Genomic DNA, 14,880 nt, shown 5'->3' with positions numbered 1-14,880 from the left:
TCGATGGCGTCACAAATATTGGTAGGCTTCCGCGATCCCTCTTCCAGGAGCTTTTCCGATGAAGGAACAGCGGAAATACCTCGCGTTGCGTGCCCATATCGAGAGCCTGCTTCAGGAAGGCGCCAAGATCGTCAGCCGCGATCCCTTTACCCTGCGCATCAGCGGGCATCTGTTCCGCGTGCAGCACGGGATGCTGATCGGCAACTCGACCGCCGCCTGACTCTCGTCAGGAATGCACGCACCAGCTCACCGACTCGGCCGGCATTCCCAGGCAGTCCACGGCGTGGATCAGGCCTGAATTCAGCGCATCCTCGGCGTTGACGATCCGGGGCCCCGCCGTCAGGCAGTCGAGCACATCCAGGGGCGCCCTGGCGCCGCGGGTGCGCTCCTCCACGATGCTGGCGTACAGCTGAAGGTCATAGTCCAGGCTCATCGCGTATTCCGACATGCGCACGTGGTCGACCGCGCCGTTCAGCGTCCAGTGGAACGGGTGGAAGAGGAACTTGCTGTAGTGGCAGGCCGTGCGCCGCTCCCCCGCCAGGAAGATGATGTTGCCCATGGACTCGACCGTTCCCAGGTTATGGGTCTTCACCGGCACCGGCAGGGACACCAGGAAGTTGTAGAGCGAGAAGCCGTAGCTGCATTCCCCGCCCATGGTGGCGATTTTGATGATCAGCTCGTCGGCCCCCTGCTGGATGGCCTGGGAGCATTTGTCGATCAACTGGCCGCAGGTGGAGGAGTTGATCGGCGCGGTGAAATGGACCACATGGCTGCGCATGCCTGCTCTCCGTTCGGTTCGGCAAGAAAGGTGGAAGCCGACGCCTCACAGTGACTGAGTGGCGACCCGCCACGCGGTTTCATGTTTCACCGGCGTGACGGACGAATGGCCTCAGTTACCCGCGATGCCGGTGATGGTGATGCCGTAGTCGCGCAACAGCTGCACCGCCGGCTCGTTGCTGCGCTTGTCCTGGCCGTCGCCGAACTCGCCCTTTTCCAGGTTCTGCCGGGCCCAGTCGAGCAGATGCTCAACGGCCTCCTCCATCTCCGGCTTGTGGTCGGCCTGCATGTCCAGTGTGCAGGTGCTGTTGTCCCGGTTGTAGCTGATGGTCCATTGCGCCATGGTGGCCTCCTGCGAACGATGCGGGCCAGAGCCCTGCGTACAGTGTTCGAGTGGCCGGGGAGAACAAGGGTTCAGGCAACGAGCCAGACGGCCGTGCAGGCGGTCGGGCCAGGCTTGCGTACGCGGGCTCCTTGACGCACTCTTGGCTGTATATAAAACCAGTACATTTCCATGCTCGCCCCGCTCGATTCCGCCCTCTACTACCTCAGCAACTTCCGCACCGCGCTGGCCTGGATCGAGCAGCGCTACGCCGATCTGCTGGACGCCGATGAACAGGCATTCCTGGCCCAGTTCCAGGCCCTGCCTGAACCTTCCCAGGCGCTGCTGGTGCGCCTGGTCATGCGCAAGGGCCCGCACTTTCGCGCCGGCAAGCTGGCCTACCCGGAGATCGGCGATATCGCTGTCGCAGCTGGTTCGCTGCTCGAACGGGGCTGGTTGATCGAAGACGCCGAACTGGGGCTGGACGCGCTGTTCGCCCTGCTGCGCAAGGACGAGTTGCTGGCCACCTTCGCCGAAGCCGCCGCCCTGCGTGGCCTGAAGAAGTCGGAGCTGCTGGAGGCGCTGCTCGACCTGCATCCCGAACCACGCCCCTTCACCCGATGGAGCCCGGGGCTGGACCGCCTGTACAGCCTCACCGTCGGCCCGCTGTGCGATCGCCTGCGCCTGCTGTTCTTCGGCAACCTGGCCCAGGACTGGTCCGAGTTCGTGCTCGCCGAACTGGGCATCTACCGCTACGAGAGCGTACCCCTGGACGCCGAGTCGCGCGGCTTCCGCAACCGCCTGGACGTCGACCGCTACCTGCACTTGCAGCACTGCCGCGACCTGTTCGACGCGGGCCTGCCGGTCGCCGAGGTGCTCGCGGCACTGGGCGAATTCGCCAGCGACAACCCCTACTTGGTCCGGCGCCATGCCAAGCTGCTGTTCCGCCTGGGCCAGCAGTTGGAGCGCGAAGGCGAATGGGCCGAAGCGGCCGCCCTGTACGCCAGCAGCAGCCACGGCGAGGCCCGCCAGCGCCAGGTTCGCGTGCTGGAGAAGCTGGGCGAGTTCCAGGCGGCTCACGACCTCGCCACCCAGGCGCTGGACGCGCCGCGCAACGACGCCGAGGCCCAGGCGCTGGAGCGCGCCCTGCCCCGCCTGCAGCGGCAGCTCGGCCTGCCAAAGCGCCCTCGCAGAACCAGAAGTGACACCGGCGTGATCGAGCTGGAGCTGCCACAACCGCAGTTCAGCGTGGAGTGGGCGGTGCAACAGCACCTGCACCGGGACGAGGCGCCGGTGTTCTATGTGGAGAACACCCTGGTCTGCAGCCTGTTCGGCCTGCTCTGCTGGGAAGCGATCTTCGCCCCGCTGCCCGGCGCCTTCTTCCACCCCTTCCACGCCGGCCCGGAGGATCTCCACGATGCCGACTTCCGCACCCGGCGCGCCAACCTGTTCGAGCGCTGCCTGGCGCGCCTCGGCGACGGCAGCCACGGCGAGGCGATCCGCGCCACCTATGCGGCCAAGCACGGCACACTGTCACCCTTCGTGCACTGGGCGGTGCTCACGCCGGAGCTGCTGGAGACCGCCCTGCACTGCCTGCCGCCGGCGCACCTGCGCGCCTGGTTCGAGCGGCTGCTCGGCGACATCCGCGCCAACCGTGCCGGCATGCCGGACCTGATCCAGTTCTGGCCGGTCGAACGGCGCTACCGGATGATTGAGGTGAAGGGCCCCGGTGACCGCCTGCAAGACAATCAGAAGCGCTGGCTGGCCTTCTGCGCCGAGCACGGCATGCCGGTGGACGTCTGCTACGTGCGCTGGAGCCCGTCCGCGTGAGTTACGCCGTGGCCGTGCGCGCGCTGTGCGAATTCACCGCCAAGGAGGGCGACCTCGACCTGCGCTTCACCCCCGCGCCAACTGCCAGCGAGGGCATGGCCGGCCACGCCACTGTGGTCGGCCGGCGTGGCCCCGGCTACCTCGCCGAGCTGCCGCTGGCCGGCGAATACCCGGGGCTGCTGGTCAGCGGCCGCGCCGACGGCTACGACCCCGGGCAGAACCTGCTGGAGGAGATCAAGACCCATCGCGGCGACGTGGCGCGCATCCCGGACAACCACCGGGTGCTGCACTGGGCCCAGGTCAAGGTCTATGGCTGGCTGCTGTGCGACGCCATGGAGCTGCCGCACATCGACCTGGCGGTGGTCTACTTCAACGTCCTCTCGCAGAAGGAAACGGTCTTCCGCGAGCGCTTCGCCGCGCAAGACCTGCGCGCCTTCTTCGAGCTGCAGTGCTCGCGCTTCGTCGCCTGGGCCGAGCAGGAGAGCGCCCACCGCGTGGCGCGCGACGCCAGCCTGGAGACGCTGCGCTTTCCCTACCCGAGCTTCCGCCACGGCCAGCGCCAGCTCGCCGAAACGGTGTACCGCGCCGCCCGCGACGGCGACTTCCTGCTGGCCCAGGCCACCACCGGCATCGGCAAGACCCTGGCCACCCTGTTCCCGCAGCTCAAGGCGTTTCCCGGCCAGGGGCTGGACCGGCTGTTCTTCCTCACCGCCAAGACCCCGGGCCGACGCCTGGCGCTGGACGCCCTCGCCAGCCTGCGCGCCCAGGAAGCCGACATGCCGCTGCGAGTGCTGGAGCACGTGGCCCGCGACAAGGCCTGCGAATACCCGGATCGGGCCTGCCACGGCGAATCCTGCCCGCTGGCGCGGGGTTTCTACGACCGCCTGCCGGCCGCCCGCGCCGCCGCCCTGCAGCGCCGCTGGCTGAACCAGGAGGCGGTGCGCGAGATCGCCCTGGCGCACCAGGTCTGCCCCTACTACCTGTCCCAGGAGCTGTGCCGCTGGAGCGACGTGGTGGTGGGCGACTACAACTACTACTTCGACATGAGCGCCCTGCTGCACGGGCTGACGGTGCTCAACGGCTGGAAGACGACGCTGCTGGTGGACGAGGCGCACAACCTGATCGACCGCGCCCGCGGCATGTACAGCGCGGAGCTGGACCAGGCCGAGTTCAACGCCATGCGCAAGGTCGCCCCGGCCGGCCTCAAGGGTGTACTGGAGCGGGTCGGCCGGCACTGGAACCAGTTGCACCGCGACCAGGAAGTGCCCTACCAGATCTACCCGGCCATCGCCGACCTGTTCATCCTCGCCCTGCAGAAGGCGGTGGGCGCCATCACCGACCACCTCACCGACCAGCCGGAAGGCAACCAGGCCGCGCTGCTGCGCTTCTACCTCGACGCCCTGCTGTTCTGCCGCCTGGCGGAGGCGTTCGGCCCGCACTCTCTGTTCGACATCACCCGCCACGACACCCGCGGCGGCCGCAGCCTGTCGACCCTGTGCCTGCGCAACATCGTGCCCGCGCCCTTCCTCGCCGAACGCTTCGCCCATGCCCACAGCGCCACCCTGTTCTCCGCCACCCTGAGCCCCGGCCGCTACCATGCCGACCTGCTCGGCCTGCCGCGCGACTGGCGCTGGCTGGAGGTGCAGTCGCCGTTCGCCGCCGAGCAGCTCAGCGTCCGCGCCCTGGCCAACCTGTCCACCCGCTACCAGCACCGGGAGGCCAGCCTGGCGCCCATCGCCACGCTGATGGCCCGCCAGTTCGACGAACTGCCGGGCAACTACCTGGCCTTCTTCAGCAGCTACGCCTACCTGGAGCAGGCGCTGGCGCGTTTTCGCGCCGAGCGCCCGGACATCCCCGTGTGGGAGCAGTCGCGCAGCATGAACGAGGCCGAGCGTCAGGGTTTTCTCGATCGCTTCATCGAGGGCTCCCGGGGCATCGGCTTCGCCGTGCTCGGCGGCGCCTTCGGCGAGGGCATCGACCTGCCGGGCAAGCGCCTGATCGGCGCCTTCATCGCCACCCTCGGCCTGCCCCAGGTCAACCCGATCAACGAGGAAGTGAAGGCGCGCATGGAGCAGATGTTCGGCAACGGCTACGACTACGCCTACCTGTTCCCCGGCCTGCAGAAGGTGGTGCAGGCCGCCGGGCGGGTGATCCGCACCACGGAGGACCAGGGCGTGGTCTACCTGCTCGACGACCGCTTCACCCGCGGCGAGGTGCGCCAGCTGCTGCCCGGCTGGTGGCGGGTCGAGCGCAGTCGCTTCCAGCCGGAACCGCTCAGGTAGGGTGCGCCGTGCGCACCGCGCATCTCGCGGTACGCCCTGGGCGATACACACTTTGCAAAAAGCCGGAACTTGAGGCGCGGCGGAATTTCCTTATTCTCCGCAGCCGTGACGCCGGGCCCCTCTGACGGTCAGCAACCGCCATGTCGGAGTCATAGTTGGTACAACTACGACTTTAAGGAGGGGCTCATGAGCGCCCTGCATGCGTTTCTCTTCGCCGACCTGCTCGGCACCGCCACCTGGCTGTGGCTTTCCTTCTTCGCCCTGGTGATCGCCCTGCTGGCCTTCGACCTCGGCGTCCTCCACCGCGACAACCACGAGATCGGCGTCAAGGAGAGCCTGCTGCTGTCCGGCGGCTACATCTCCATGGGCCTGCTGTTCGCCGTCTGGGTGTATTTCCAGAAGGGCGGCGACTCGAGCATGGACTACCTGACCGGCTTCCTCATCGAGAAGTCGCTGTCGATGGACAACGTGTTCGTCATGGCGCTGATCTTCAGCTTCCTCGCCATCCCCCGCCAGTACCAGCACAAGGTGCTGTTCTGGGGCATCCTCGGGGTGATCGTGCTGCGCGCCCTGATGATCGGCCTGGGCGCCGCGCTGATCCACGAGTTCAGCTGGATCCTCTACGTGTTCGGCGTGTTCCTGGTGCTGACCGGCGTGAAGATGCTGTTCTCCAAGGTGGACGACGAGCCGGACCTGGCCAACAACCGCTTCATCCGATGGATACGCGGCCATCTGCGGGTGACCGAGCGCCTTCACGAGCAGCGCTTCTTCGTGCGCCAGCCGGACGCCAGCGGCCGCGACGTGCTGTGGGTGACGCCATTGTTCCTCGCCCTGATCCTGATCGAGTGCGCCGACCTGGTGTTCGCCGTGGACAGCGTGCCGGCGATCTTCGCCATCACCCAGGACCCGTTCATCGTCTACACCTCGAACATCTTCGCCATCCTCGGCCTGCGCGCCCTGTACTTCGCCCTGGCGGCGATGATCCATCGCTTCGCCTACCTGAAGTACGCCCTGGCCCTGGTGCTGGTGTTCATCGGCGGCAAGATCTTCCTGGTCAACGTCATCGGCAAGGTGCCGGCCGCCCTGTCCCTGGGCGTGACCCTCGGCCTGCTGGCCGGCGGCGTGCTGCTGTCGCTGTGGAAGACCCGCAACCAGCCGCCCCACGCGCTCGAACCCAACTCGGAGAACCGTCCCGGCGGGGCATGATCAGGCACCGAAGGCAGCCTCCAGCAGCCGTGGCAGGACCTCGCCGGCAGCGCCCTGCAAACTGTGCTCGCGGGGCCCGCCGACCGCCATCGGCTGCGGATTGATGTGCACCACGGTGGCCCCGTTCCGCAACGCGATCTGCGGCACCTGGGCCGCGGGGTAGACCAGGCCCGAGGTGCCGACCGACAGCAGCAGGTCGCACTCGGCCGCCGCTGCGAAGGCTTGTTCCAATGCCGCCTCCGGCAGCGCCTCGCCGAACCAGACCACGCCGGGCCGAACCCGCCCGCCGCAATGCTCGCAGCATGGCGGCGGCAGGCGTCTACCCTCCTCCGGCTCATCCAGCTCGGCGGCCAGCCCGACATGCGGTTGGCCACAGTCGAAGCAGCGCGGCGCATGCAGGCTGCCGTGCAGGTGGATCACGTCCCGGCTACCGGCGCGCTCGTGCAGGTCGTCGACGTTCTGCGTCACCAGGGTCAGGCGCGGCACCCTGGCCGCCAGTTCGGCGATGGCCCGGTGGGCGGCATTGGGCACCGCTCGCAGCACCCGCTGGCGTCGCCACTCGTACCAGCCCCAGACCAGCGCAGGGTCGGCCTCGAAGGCGTCGGGTGTGGCCAGCCGCGCCGGATCGAAACGCGCCCACAGCCCGGTCAGGGCGTCACGAAAGGTCGGGATACCGCTCTCGACGGAAACGCCGGCGCCGGTGAACACCAGCAGATGGCGGGACTGACGCAGGGCTTCGAGGAGGGAGGGAGTCATGGCGCGCTCGCGGGATCGGGGCAGGCCTTCATTCTCACCGAGCATGGTGGTGGTCGCCACTCATCCGCGGGGAGGAACGTCCTGGCCGGCGGGCCAGTCGCAAGTCCATCCCCAAGGAGAACCATCATGCACAACGTCCACGGTTACGAACGCACCCTCTCCATCGGCCTGGGACTGGCCGGCCTCGCCTATGGCCTGCACCGCGCCGACGTCTGCGGTTTCGGCCTGGCCGCTCTGGGCGGCCTCGGTCTGCTGCGCGGCCTCACCGGCCATTGCGCGGTGAAGGGCTACCTGCGCGATCCGCAGCAAGAGCTGCACTACCTCAAGGCCGAGATGCTGCGCCTGCGCGAGGCCATCGCCCGGCTCGGCACGCAGAACCCGGAGGAAGAACCGCCACTGGGCGCCGACACCATGGTCCACGGGTTCGACCGCTCGCTGCTGAACCCACGCTAGAGAGAAATCAACCGAGCACCTGACTGAGCACCGCCCGCAGCTTGCCCGGCTTGAGCGGCTTGTTCAGCAGGGGGATCGCCTTGCGCTGGGCCGCGCTCTGGCATTGTTCGCTGCGGTCGGCGGTGATCATCACCACCGGCAGCTGGGGATCGAAGCACGCACGCAGCGCCTCGACCACCTCGCAGCCGATCACGCCGTTGTCCAGGTGGTAGTCGATCAGCAGCACGTCGGGCGCCTTGCCGTCGAGCACCGCCAGCGCCTGGTTCAGGTCGCGGGCGGTGAGCACTTCGCAGCCCCACTGGCCGAGCAGCGCGGCCATGCTGTCGAGGATGCTCTGCTCGTTGTCGACCACCAGCAGGCGATGGCCCGGCAACGGATCGCCGAGCTGCACCTGGGGCGCCTTCGCCACCGCGCGGCGCGGCATCGGCGCCAGCGGCAGTTCGAAGGCGAAGCAGGAGCCCCGGTCCAGCCGCGAGCGCACCTGCACCGGGCTGTCCAGCAACTGGGCGATGCGCTCGACGATGGCCAGGCCCAGGCCGACGCCACGCCCCGGTTCGAGCTGGCTGAATTCCTGGAAGATCGCCTCCAACTGCTCCTCGGGAATGCCCCGGCCGCTGTCCCACACCTCGATGCGCACGCGCTCGCCGCGCCGACGCGCGGCCAGCAGCACGCCGCCCTGGCCGGTGTAGCGGCAGGCGTTGCTGAGCAGGTTGCGCAGGATGCGGCTGGCCAGGTGCAGGTCGGTGCGCACCGCCAGTTTCGGCAGGCGCGTGCGCAACCGCAGGCCCGCGGCCTCGGCCACCGGTTGGAATTCCGATGCCAGCGGCGCGAACAGGTCGGCCAGGTCGTGGTCGGCCGGGTCGGCCCGCACCGCGGCCTGGTCCAGGCGGGAGATGTCGAGCAGGTCGCCGAGCAGTTCCTCGGCGCCGTCCAGGGCCTGCTGGGTGCGCTCCACCAGTTGCCGCTCGGCGCTCGGCAGCGCGCGCTCGGCCAGGGTGGCAATCAGCAGCCGCGCGGCGTTCAGTGGCTGCAGCAGGTCGTGGCTGGCGGCGGCGAGGAAGCGGTCCTTGGAATGGTTGGCCTCCTGGGCCGCGTCGCGCGCCTCGCGCAGCTCCTCGGTGCGCGCGGCGACCCGCAGCTCCAGCTCGTCGTTGAGCTGCTGCAGGCGCAACTGGGCCAGCTTGCGCTCGGTGATGTCGGCGACGAAGCCCTCGAACACGCCAGGTTCATCCGGCTTGAGCAGCAGGTTCATGATCACCGTGATGCGGCTGCCGTCGCGCCGGCGCAGCTCGGTCTCGTAGCCATACAGGCCACCGCGCGCCTGCAGGGCGTCGCGGATCGACAACAGCTCCTCGGCGCCGCCGACGAACAGTTCGCGCGCCAGGTCCGACAGCGACCACAGCACCTCGCGCGGTTCGGCGTAGCCGAGCATCCGCGCCAGCGCCGGGTTGGCCGCCATCAGGCCCTGGGTCAGGCTGGCGCGGAACACACCGTGCACCGCGTTCTCGAACAGCCACTTGTAGCGGTTGCGCTCGGCCTCCAGTTCCTCAAGGCGCGCCATCAGCTCGGGATAGTGGCTCTTGCGCTGCGACTGGCTGCCCAGGCCAAGCAGCCCGGCGAGGGCCTTCTGCGGGTCCTCAGAGGGCCTCGCCATAGACGACCTCGACATCGCGCTGGCTGGACTGGCGCGGGTTGGTGAGGATGCACGGGTCGTGCATCGCGTGGCGCGAGAGGAACGGAATGTCGCTGCTGCCGACGCCGTGGCGCGCCAGGGTCTCGTGGAATCCCACCGCACTCTTGAAGGCGATCAGGTGCTCCACCAGCCGCGCGCGGATCTGCGGATGGGTCAGGCCACGGCAGTCCAGCCCGAGGGTCTCGGCGATCACCTTGAAGCGCTCCGGCGTGGCGTCGTAGTTGAAGGCCACCACGTGCTCCACCAATGCGGCGTTGCACAGCCCGTGGGGCAGGTCGAGGAAGCCGCCGAGGCTGTGGCTCATGGCGTGCACCGCGCCGAGGATGGCGTTGGAGAAGGCCAGGCCGGCCTGCATGCTGCCGAGCATGATCTTCTCGCGCAGGGCGATGTCGGCGGGGTTGGCGATCATGTCCACCAGGTTGCCACCGATCAGGCGCATGGCCTCCAGCGCGTGGCTGTCGGTGAGCGGGCCGTGGCCGGTGGAGACGAACGCCTCGATGGCATGCACCAGGGCATCGATGCCGGTGCAGGCAGAGAGGAAGGGGTCCATGCTCAGGGTGGTTTCCGGATCGATCAGCGACACGTCCGGCACCACCGCCTTGCTGACGATGGAGAACTTCATCCGCTCGGTCTGGTTGGAGATGATCACGAACTGCGAGACGTCCGCCGAGGTGCCGGCGGTGGTCGGGATCAGGATCAGCGGCGGGCTCGGCACGCGCACCGTGTCCACCCCCTCGAACTCGAGGATGTGGCGGCCGTGGGCGGCGACGATGCCGATGGCCTTGGCGCAGTCCATCGGGCTGCCGCCGCCGACCGCGACGATCACGTTGCAGCCCTCGCTGCGGTAGCGCTCGGCGCCGGCCATCACCTCTTCCATGCGCGGGTTCGGCGACACCTCGGTGTACAGGCTCCAGGCCAGGCCCTGGGCCTGCAGGCTGGCCTCCACGTCGGCCACCCAGCCGGCGGCCATGACGCCGGGGTCGGAGACCAGCAACACCTTGCTGGCGCCGAAGTTGGCGGCGACGTTGCCGACGTTGTGCCGGCAGCCGGCGCCGAAGATGATCTCGGGCGAGACGAACTTGCGCAGCGGGCTCAGTACCTGGCTCATGCCACAGCCTTTTTCTTGTTCTGGTGATGTGTCCGCAGCAGCCTACTGCAATCGTCGGGCTTTGCAATCGGACCTTCTGCCTAGAGCGGCCCGGCGCCATGGTCGAGCCCAGGTAGGGTGCGCCGTGCGCACCGTTCTCCGGGAAAATCGGTGCGCGCGGCACACCCTACGTCGAAACCACGCGGCCGATGTCGATCAACCCGGGGCCTCCAGCAGGTCGCGATAGAACCGGTACTCCGCCTCCAGCGCCTCGGCCTGGTGTTCGGCACGGCGGAAGCCGTGGCCCTCGTCCGGGAACAGGCGGTACTCCACGGCGACGCCGTTACCACGCAGCGCGGCCACCATCGCCTCGGTCTGCTGCGGCACCACCACGGCGTCGCGGCCGCCCTGGAAGAAGATCACCGGTACGCGGATGCGCCCCGCCTGGTGCAGTGGCGTGCGTTGTCGGTAGCGCTCCGGGTGCCGCTGCGGATCGCCGAGCAGCCAGTCCAGGTAGTCCGCCTCGAACTTGTGGGTGAGCCGGCGCAGCACCAGCGGGTCGCTGACGCCGTACAGGCTGGCGCCCCCGGCGTAGCCGCCCTCGGCCAGGGCCAGCAGCGCGCTGTAGCCGCCGGCGCTGGCGCCGCGCACGAAGACCTTGTTGCGGTCGATGCGCCCGGCGCCAGCCAGGTGCTCGACGCCGGCGCGGATGTCCTCCAGTTCGATGCACCCCCACTCTGCGCACAGACGCTGCCGGTAGGCGCGGCCGAAGCCGGCGCTGCCCCGGTAGTTGAGGTCGAGCACGGCGAAGCCGCGCAGGGTCCAGAACGGGATGCGCGGGTCGAACGCCGGGTAGCAGACCGAGGTCGGCCCGCCATGGAGGAACACCACCAGGGGCGTCGGCCCGGCCGCCCGCGCCGGGTAGAAGTAGCCGTGGGCGGTTTCCCCGCCGCTGGCGAAGGCGATGGCCTCGGGGCGCGGCAAGTGCTCGTCGTCCAGCGGGCGCTCGCCGCCGGCCAGCACCCGCACACCGCCATCGCGCCGGTCGATGGCCAGCACCGCTGGCAGGCGGTGCGGCGCGGAGGCCACGCAGTAGAAGTGTCCCGGGTCCGCCGCCAGCGCGCGGAAGCGGCTGAACTCGCCGGCCAGGCGCCGCTCCCGGCCGTCGCCGGAGCACTCCAGCAGCTCGCCGCCCTGCGCAGCGATCCGGCTCGCCAGCAGGGCGCCGCCGGTCAGCGGCAGGTAACTGCGCCCGCCCAGCTGCCAGGGCGCCGGCGCGTGATCGAACGGGGCGTCGAGCAGCGCAACCAGCCCGTCGCCCGCCTCGGCCAGCGGCTGCCACCAGCCGTGGCGGTCGCTCAGGCAATGCAGGCGGCCGTCGGCGTCGAAGCGCGGTTGCTGCAGCGATTCCTCGCCGGCGTCGCCGGCCAGCACCCGGGTGCGGCTCCAGTCGCCTTGGGGCGAGCGGTGCCGCTGGCACAGGCGGGTGGCGGTCCAGGGCTGGCGCGGTCGGTCCCACTCGATCCAGGCCAGCCGCTCGCCGGCCTCGTCCACCGTGGGCGCGGCGTAGAAGTCGGCGCCCTGCACCAGCACCTGGCGACTGCCGTCCAGGCCGAGGCGGACGATGCGGTGCGCCACCTCGCCCGGCTCGTGGCTCTCCTCCACCGCCAGCAGAGCCTGCCAGGCCGGGACGAAGGCCAGGTCGCCGTAGCGGCAGGTGAAGCAGGCGCTCAGCGCGCACGGCGCGCCGCCGGCCAGGTCGAGGTGGTAGACCTGCTGGTCGGCCTCGTTGACGAAGGCCACGCCCCGCTCGGTGGCGCAGCTGGCGCCGCCGCCGTATTCGTAGACCTTGCTGCGCACCGAGTAGCCGGGTGGCGTCAGCTCGCGGCACCAGTCGCCGAGGAGGAACTGCAGCGAGCAGCGCCCGCTGGCCGGGTCGAATTCGACCCACAGCACGCCGCCGTGGGCCGCGTGCAGCTCGGCGAAGTCGCGGCTGGCGGCGGCCGCCTGGGCGGCGGACCAGGCTGGCTCTGCGGTGCGCGCGGCGCACCCTACGGTGTCCGAGGGACTCATCTCAGCAATCCCCGGAGAACGCCGTGGTGCGCATGGCGCACCCTACGGTGAGTGGCGAGCAGGGTGCGCCGTGCGCACCGGTCGGTCCTTTCATGCCTTGCAGATCAGCCGCGAGGCCTTGTCGTTGCGGAAGGTCAGTTCGCCGAGGCCGGCGCCGCCCTGTTCCGCCTCGCGCCGGGCGTCGAGGATCATGCCGTGGTGGGCCGACTTGGCGCAGACCGGGTCGGCATTCTCCGCCGTGCCGGTGAGCATGAACGCCTGGCAGCGGCAGCCGCCGAAGTCGCGCTCCTTCTCGTCGCAGGTGCGGCACGGCTCGGGCATCCAGTCGTCGCCACGGAAGCGGTTGAAGCCGAAGGAGTCGTACCAGATGTGGCGGATGTCCTGCTCGCGCACGTTAGGGAATTTCACCGGTAGCTGCCGTGCGCTGTGGCAGGGCAAGGCGGTGCCATCCGGGGTGACATCGAGGAACAGGTTGCCCCAGCCGTTCATGCAGGCCTTGGGGCGTTCCTCGTAGTAGTCGGGGGTGACGAAGATCAGCTTGCACGGGTGGTTCTGCGCCGCCAGCCTCGTCCGGTATTCGTTGGTGATGCGCTCGGCGCGCTCCAGTTGCGCCTTGCTCGGCAGCAGGCCGGCGCGGTTGAGCTGGGCCCAGCCGTAGAACTGGCAGGTGGCGAGTTCGACGAAGTCCGCCTCCAGCTCCAGGCACAGCTCGATGATGCGGTCGATGCGGTCGATGTTGTGCCGGTGGGTGACGAAGTTGAGCACCATCGGGTAGCCGTGGGCCTTCACCGCGCGGGCCATGGCGACCTTCTGCGCGTAGGCCTTGCCGCTGCCGGCGAGCAGGTTGTTGAGTTCCTCGTCGGCGGCCTGGAAGCTGATCTGGATGTGGTCCAGCCCGGCCTCGGCGAAGGCCGCCACCTTGGCCTCGGTGAGGCCGATGCCGGAGGTGATCAGGTTGGTGTAGTAGCCCAGGTCGCGGGCCGCGCGGATCAGCTCGGCCAGGTCCTGGCGCACCAGCGGCTCGCCGCCGGAGAAGCCCAGCTGCGCCGCGCCCAGTTCGCGGGCCTGGCGGAACACCTCGATCCACTCGGCGGTGCTCAGCTCCTCGCCCTGGCGGGCGAAGTCCAGCGGGTTGGAGCAGTACGGGCACTGCAGCGGGCAGCGGTAGGTCAGCTCGGCCAGCAGCCAGAACGGCGGGCCGACCAGCACGCCGGGCTTAGCGCAACTCGATCCAGAACTGGGCATGGGCCACCTCGAGGAACGCCAGGATGTCTTCGTCGATGCCCGGCACTTCCGGGAAGCGGCCCTGCAGCTCGGCCACCAGGGTCGCCACGCTGCGCTGGCCGTCCACCAGCTTGAGTATCTCGCCGGCGCTCTCGTTGAGCTTGATCATGCCTTCCGGGTAGAGCAGCACGTGGCAGCCCTGGGCCGGCTCGAATTGCAGGCGGAAGCCGCGGCGGATGGCCGGCACGCTGGAGAACAGGTGTACGGTCATGGCGTGGGCTCCAGTGCGGTGTGTGCGACAAAAGTGGAATGCGATTTGGTGCGCGCGGCGCACCCTACGCGGGACACGACGGCGTGCATGGCGACGTATGTAGGGTGCGCCGTGCGCACCGGCTGACCCCGGCTCATGGCGTGATGCCCCGGTGCCACACGCGCTCGCGGGTCACCGTGTGGTACGGCGGGCGCTGCAGTTCGTAGGCCATGCTCATGGCGTCGAGCATGCTCCACAGCACGTCGAGCTTGAACTGCAGGATGTTCAGCATGCGCTCCTGGGCCTCGCGGGTGCGGTAGTGTTCGAGGGTGATGCGCAGGCCGTGCTCGACGTCGCGGCGCGCCTCCTTCAGGCGCTTGCGGAAGTAGTCGTAGCCGGCCTGGTCGATCCACGGGTAGTGCTGCGGCCAGCTGTCCAGGCGCGACTGGTGGATCTGCGGGGCGAACAGTTCGGTCAGCGAGCTGCTGGCCGCTTCCTGCCAGGACGCGCGGCGGGCGAAGTTGACGTAGGCGTCCACGGCGAAGCGCACGCCCGGCAGCACCAGCTCCTGGGACAGCACCTGCTCGCGCTCCAGGCCCACCGCCTCGGCCAGGCGCAGCCAGGCCTCGATGCCACCCTCCTCTCCCGACGTAGCGACGCCCGGCACCCCATCGTGGTCGAGGATGCGCTGAATCCACTCGCGGCGGGTGTCACGGTCCGGGCAGTTGGCCAGGATCGCGGCATCCTTCAGCGGGATGTTCACCTGGTAGTAGAAGCGGTTGGCCACCCAGCCCTGGATCTGCTCGCGGCTGGCGCGGCCCTGGTACATGGCGACGTGGAACGGGTGGTGGATGTGGTAGCAGGCACCCTTGGCGCGCAGCGCCTGTTCGAATGCCTCGGGGGTCATGGCCGGCTGGTTCATGCCAG

At 69.2% G+C, this 14,880-nt stretch carries 14 protein-coding genes; 5 read left to right on the top strand and 9 right to left on the bottom strand.

Features of this window, described 5'->3' with window-relative positions:
• Positions 1-58 precede the first annotated feature (58 nt).
• Positions 59-220, top strand: coding sequence for a hypothetical protein (locus N5D30_RS09240; RefSeq protein ID WP_220813089.1), 162 nt, complete (start codon positions 59-61; stop codon positions 218-220).
• A 6-nt stretch (positions 221-226) separates the two neighbouring features.
• On the opposite strand, the gene N5D30_RS09235 is transcribed toward N5D30_RS09240, so the two are convergent.
• Together N5D30_RS09235 and N5D30_RS09230 are read right to left on the bottom strand one after the other, a co-directional pair.
• The gene (locus N5D30_RS09235; protein ID WP_279908759.1) at positions 227-778 is read right to left on the bottom strand and encodes an ATP-dependent Clp protease proteolytic subunit; all 552 of its coding nucleotides are present in this window, start codon (positions 776-778) and stop codon (positions 227-229) included.
• A 111-nt stretch (positions 779-889) separates the two neighbouring features.
• Positions 890-1,120, bottom strand: coding sequence for a hypothetical protein (locus tag N5D30_RS09230; RefSeq protein WP_279908758.1), 231 nt, complete (start codon positions 1,118-1,120; stop codon positions 890-892).
• Between the two features lie 171 nt (positions 1,121-1,291).
• On the opposite strand from N5D30_RS09230, the gene N5D30_RS09225 reads away from it, so the two are divergent.
• The 3 genes from N5D30_RS09225 (at position 1,292) to N5D30_RS09215 (ending at position 6,417) form a co-directional block, all read left to right on the top strand.
• Entirely contained in the window at positions 1,292-2,929 is a 1,638-nt protein-coding gene (locus N5D30_RS09225) for a VRR-NUC domain-containing protein (RefSeq protein ID WP_279908757.1), read from the top strand.
• Positions 2,926-5,211, top strand: coding sequence for an ATP-dependent DNA helicase (locus N5D30_RS09220; RefSeq protein WP_279908756.1), 2,286 nt, complete (start codon positions 2,926-2,928; stop codon positions 5,209-5,211). The genes N5D30_RS09225 and N5D30_RS09220 overlap by 4 nt, the downstream gene beginning before the upstream one ends.
• 186 nt (positions 5,212-5,397) lie before the next feature.
• Entirely contained in the window at positions 5,398-6,417 is a 1,020-nt protein-coding gene (locus tag N5D30_RS09215) for a TerC family protein (RefSeq protein WP_279908755.1), read from the top strand.
• On the opposite strand, the gene N5D30_RS09210 is transcribed toward N5D30_RS09215, so the two are convergent.
• On the bottom strand, positions 6,418-7,173 hold the full coding sequence (locus N5D30_RS09210; RefSeq protein WP_279908754.1) for an NAD-dependent deacylase: 756 nt from the start codon (positions 7,171-7,173) through the stop codon (positions 6,418-6,420).
• A gap of 126 nt (positions 7,174-7,299) precedes the next feature.
• Here N5D30_RS09210 and N5D30_RS09205 point away from each other — a divergent pair, with 126 nt between their 5' ends.
• On the top strand, positions 7,300-7,626 hold the full coding sequence (locus N5D30_RS09205) for a YgaP-like transmembrane domain (protein WP_279908753.1): 327 nt from the start codon (positions 7,300-7,302) through the stop codon (positions 7,624-7,626).
• A 7-nt stretch (positions 7,627-7,633) separates the two neighbouring features.
• Here N5D30_RS09205 and N5D30_RS09200 read toward each other — a convergent pair whose 3' ends face one another.
• The 6 genes from N5D30_RS09200 to pqqC all read right to left on the bottom strand — a co-directional run bounded on the left by N5D30_RS09200 (position 7,634) and on the right by pqqC (position 14,875).
• Positions 7,634-9,280 (bottom strand): NahK/ErcS family hybrid sensor histidine kinase/response regulator, encoded by a 1,647-nt coding sequence (locus N5D30_RS09200; protein ID WP_279908752.1) that lies wholly within the window; start codon positions 9,278-9,280, stop codon positions 7,634-7,636.
• Positions 9,264-10,427 carry an alcohol dehydrogenase-like regulatory protein ErcA gene (gene ercA, locus N5D30_RS09195; RefSeq protein WP_220813098.1) on the bottom strand — a complete coding sequence of 388 codons (1,164 nt, stop codon included), beginning with the start codon at positions 10,425-10,427 and terminating at the stop codon, positions 9,264-9,266. The genes N5D30_RS09200 and ercA overlap by 17 nt, the downstream gene beginning before the upstream one ends.
• A gap of 195 nt (positions 10,428-10,622) precedes the next feature.
• Positions 10,623-12,479, bottom strand: coding sequence for a S9 family peptidase (locus N5D30_RS09190; RefSeq protein WP_279908751.1), 1,857 nt, complete (start codon positions 12,477-12,479; stop codon positions 10,623-10,625).
• 90 nt (positions 12,480-12,569) lie between these two features.
• Positions 12,570-13,724: a pyrroloquinoline quinone biosynthesis protein PqqE gene (pqqE, locus tag N5D30_RS09185; RefSeq protein WP_279908750.1), complete on the bottom strand. Its 1,155-nt coding sequence runs from the start codon at positions 13,722-13,724 to the stop codon at positions 12,570-12,572.
• A complete protein-coding gene (pqqD, locus tag N5D30_RS09180; protein WP_220813101.1) occupies positions 13,696-13,974 on the bottom strand; it encodes a pyrroloquinoline quinone biosynthesis peptide chaperone PqqD in 279 nt (92 codons plus the stop codon). The genes pqqE and pqqD overlap by 29 nt, the downstream gene beginning before the upstream one ends.
• 133 nt (positions 13,975-14,107) lie before the next feature.
• Complete coding sequence (gene pqqC, locus N5D30_RS09175) at positions 14,108-14,875, bottom strand: pyrroloquinoline-quinone synthase PqqC (RefSeq protein WP_279908749.1); 768 nt, start codon at positions 14,873-14,875, stop codon at positions 14,108-14,110.
• Positions 14,876-14,880 lie beyond the last annotated feature (5 nt).

It is taken from the genome of Pseudomonas sp. GD03875 (assembly GCF_029840585.1).
GTDB classification, from domain to species: Bacteria; Pseudomonadota; Gammaproteobacteria; order Pseudomonadales; family Pseudomonadaceae; genus Aquipseudomonas; species Aquipseudomonas paralcaligenes.
This window is presented reverse-complemented; position numbering and strand designations above follow the sequence as displayed.

Excerpts from the sequence above, each read along its gene's own strand:
- N5D30_RS09210 (WP_279908754.1), bottom strand. The coding sequence starts at position 7,173 with ATGACTCCCTCCCTCCTCGAAGCCCTGCGTCAGTCCCGCCATCTGCTG.
- N5D30_RS09240 (WP_220813089.1), top strand. The coding sequence starts at position 59 with ATGAAGGAACAGCGGAAATACCTCGCGTTGCGTGCCCATATCGAGAGC.
- pqqC (WP_279908749.1), bottom strand. The coding sequence starts at position 14,875 with ATGAACCAGCCGGCCATGACCCCCGAGGCATTCGAACAGGCGCTGCGC.
- N5D30_RS09230 (WP_279908758.1), bottom strand. The coding sequence starts at position 1,120 with ATGGCGCAATGGACCATCAGCTACAACCGGGACAACAGCACCTGCACA.
- pqqE (WP_279908750.1), bottom strand. The coding sequence starts at position 13,724 with ATGCCCAGTTCTGGATCGAGTTGCGCTAAGCCCGGCGTGCTGGTCGGC.
- ercA (WP_220813098.1), bottom strand. The coding sequence starts at position 10,427 with ATGAGCCAGGTACTGAGCCCGCTGCGCAAGTTCGTCTCGCCCGAGATC.
- N5D30_RS09205 (WP_279908753.1), top strand. The coding sequence starts at position 7,300 with ATGCACAACGTCCACGGTTACGAACGCACCCTCTCCATCGGCCTGGGA.
- N5D30_RS09235 (WP_279908759.1), bottom strand. The coding sequence starts at position 778 with ATGCGCAGCCATGTGGTCCATTTCACCGCGCCGATCAACTCCTCCACC.
- pqqD (WP_220813101.1), bottom strand. The coding sequence starts at position 13,974 with ATGACCGTACACCTGTTCTCCAGCGTGCCGGCCATCCGCCGCGGCTTC.
- N5D30_RS09200 (WP_279908752.1), bottom strand. The coding sequence starts at position 9,280 with ATGGCGAGGCCCTCTGAGGACCCGCAGAAGGCCCTCGCCGGGCTGCTT.
- N5D30_RS09215 (WP_279908755.1), top strand. The coding sequence starts at position 5,398 with ATGAGCGCCCTGCATGCGTTTCTCTTCGCCGACCTGCTCGGCACCGCC.
- N5D30_RS09225 (WP_279908757.1), top strand. The coding sequence starts at position 1,292 with ATGCTCGCCCCGCTCGATTCCGCCCTCTACTACCTCAGCAACTTCCGC.
- N5D30_RS09190 (WP_279908751.1), bottom strand. The coding sequence starts at position 12,479 with ATGAGTCCCTCGGACACCGTAGGGTGCGCCGCGCGCACCGCAGAGCCA.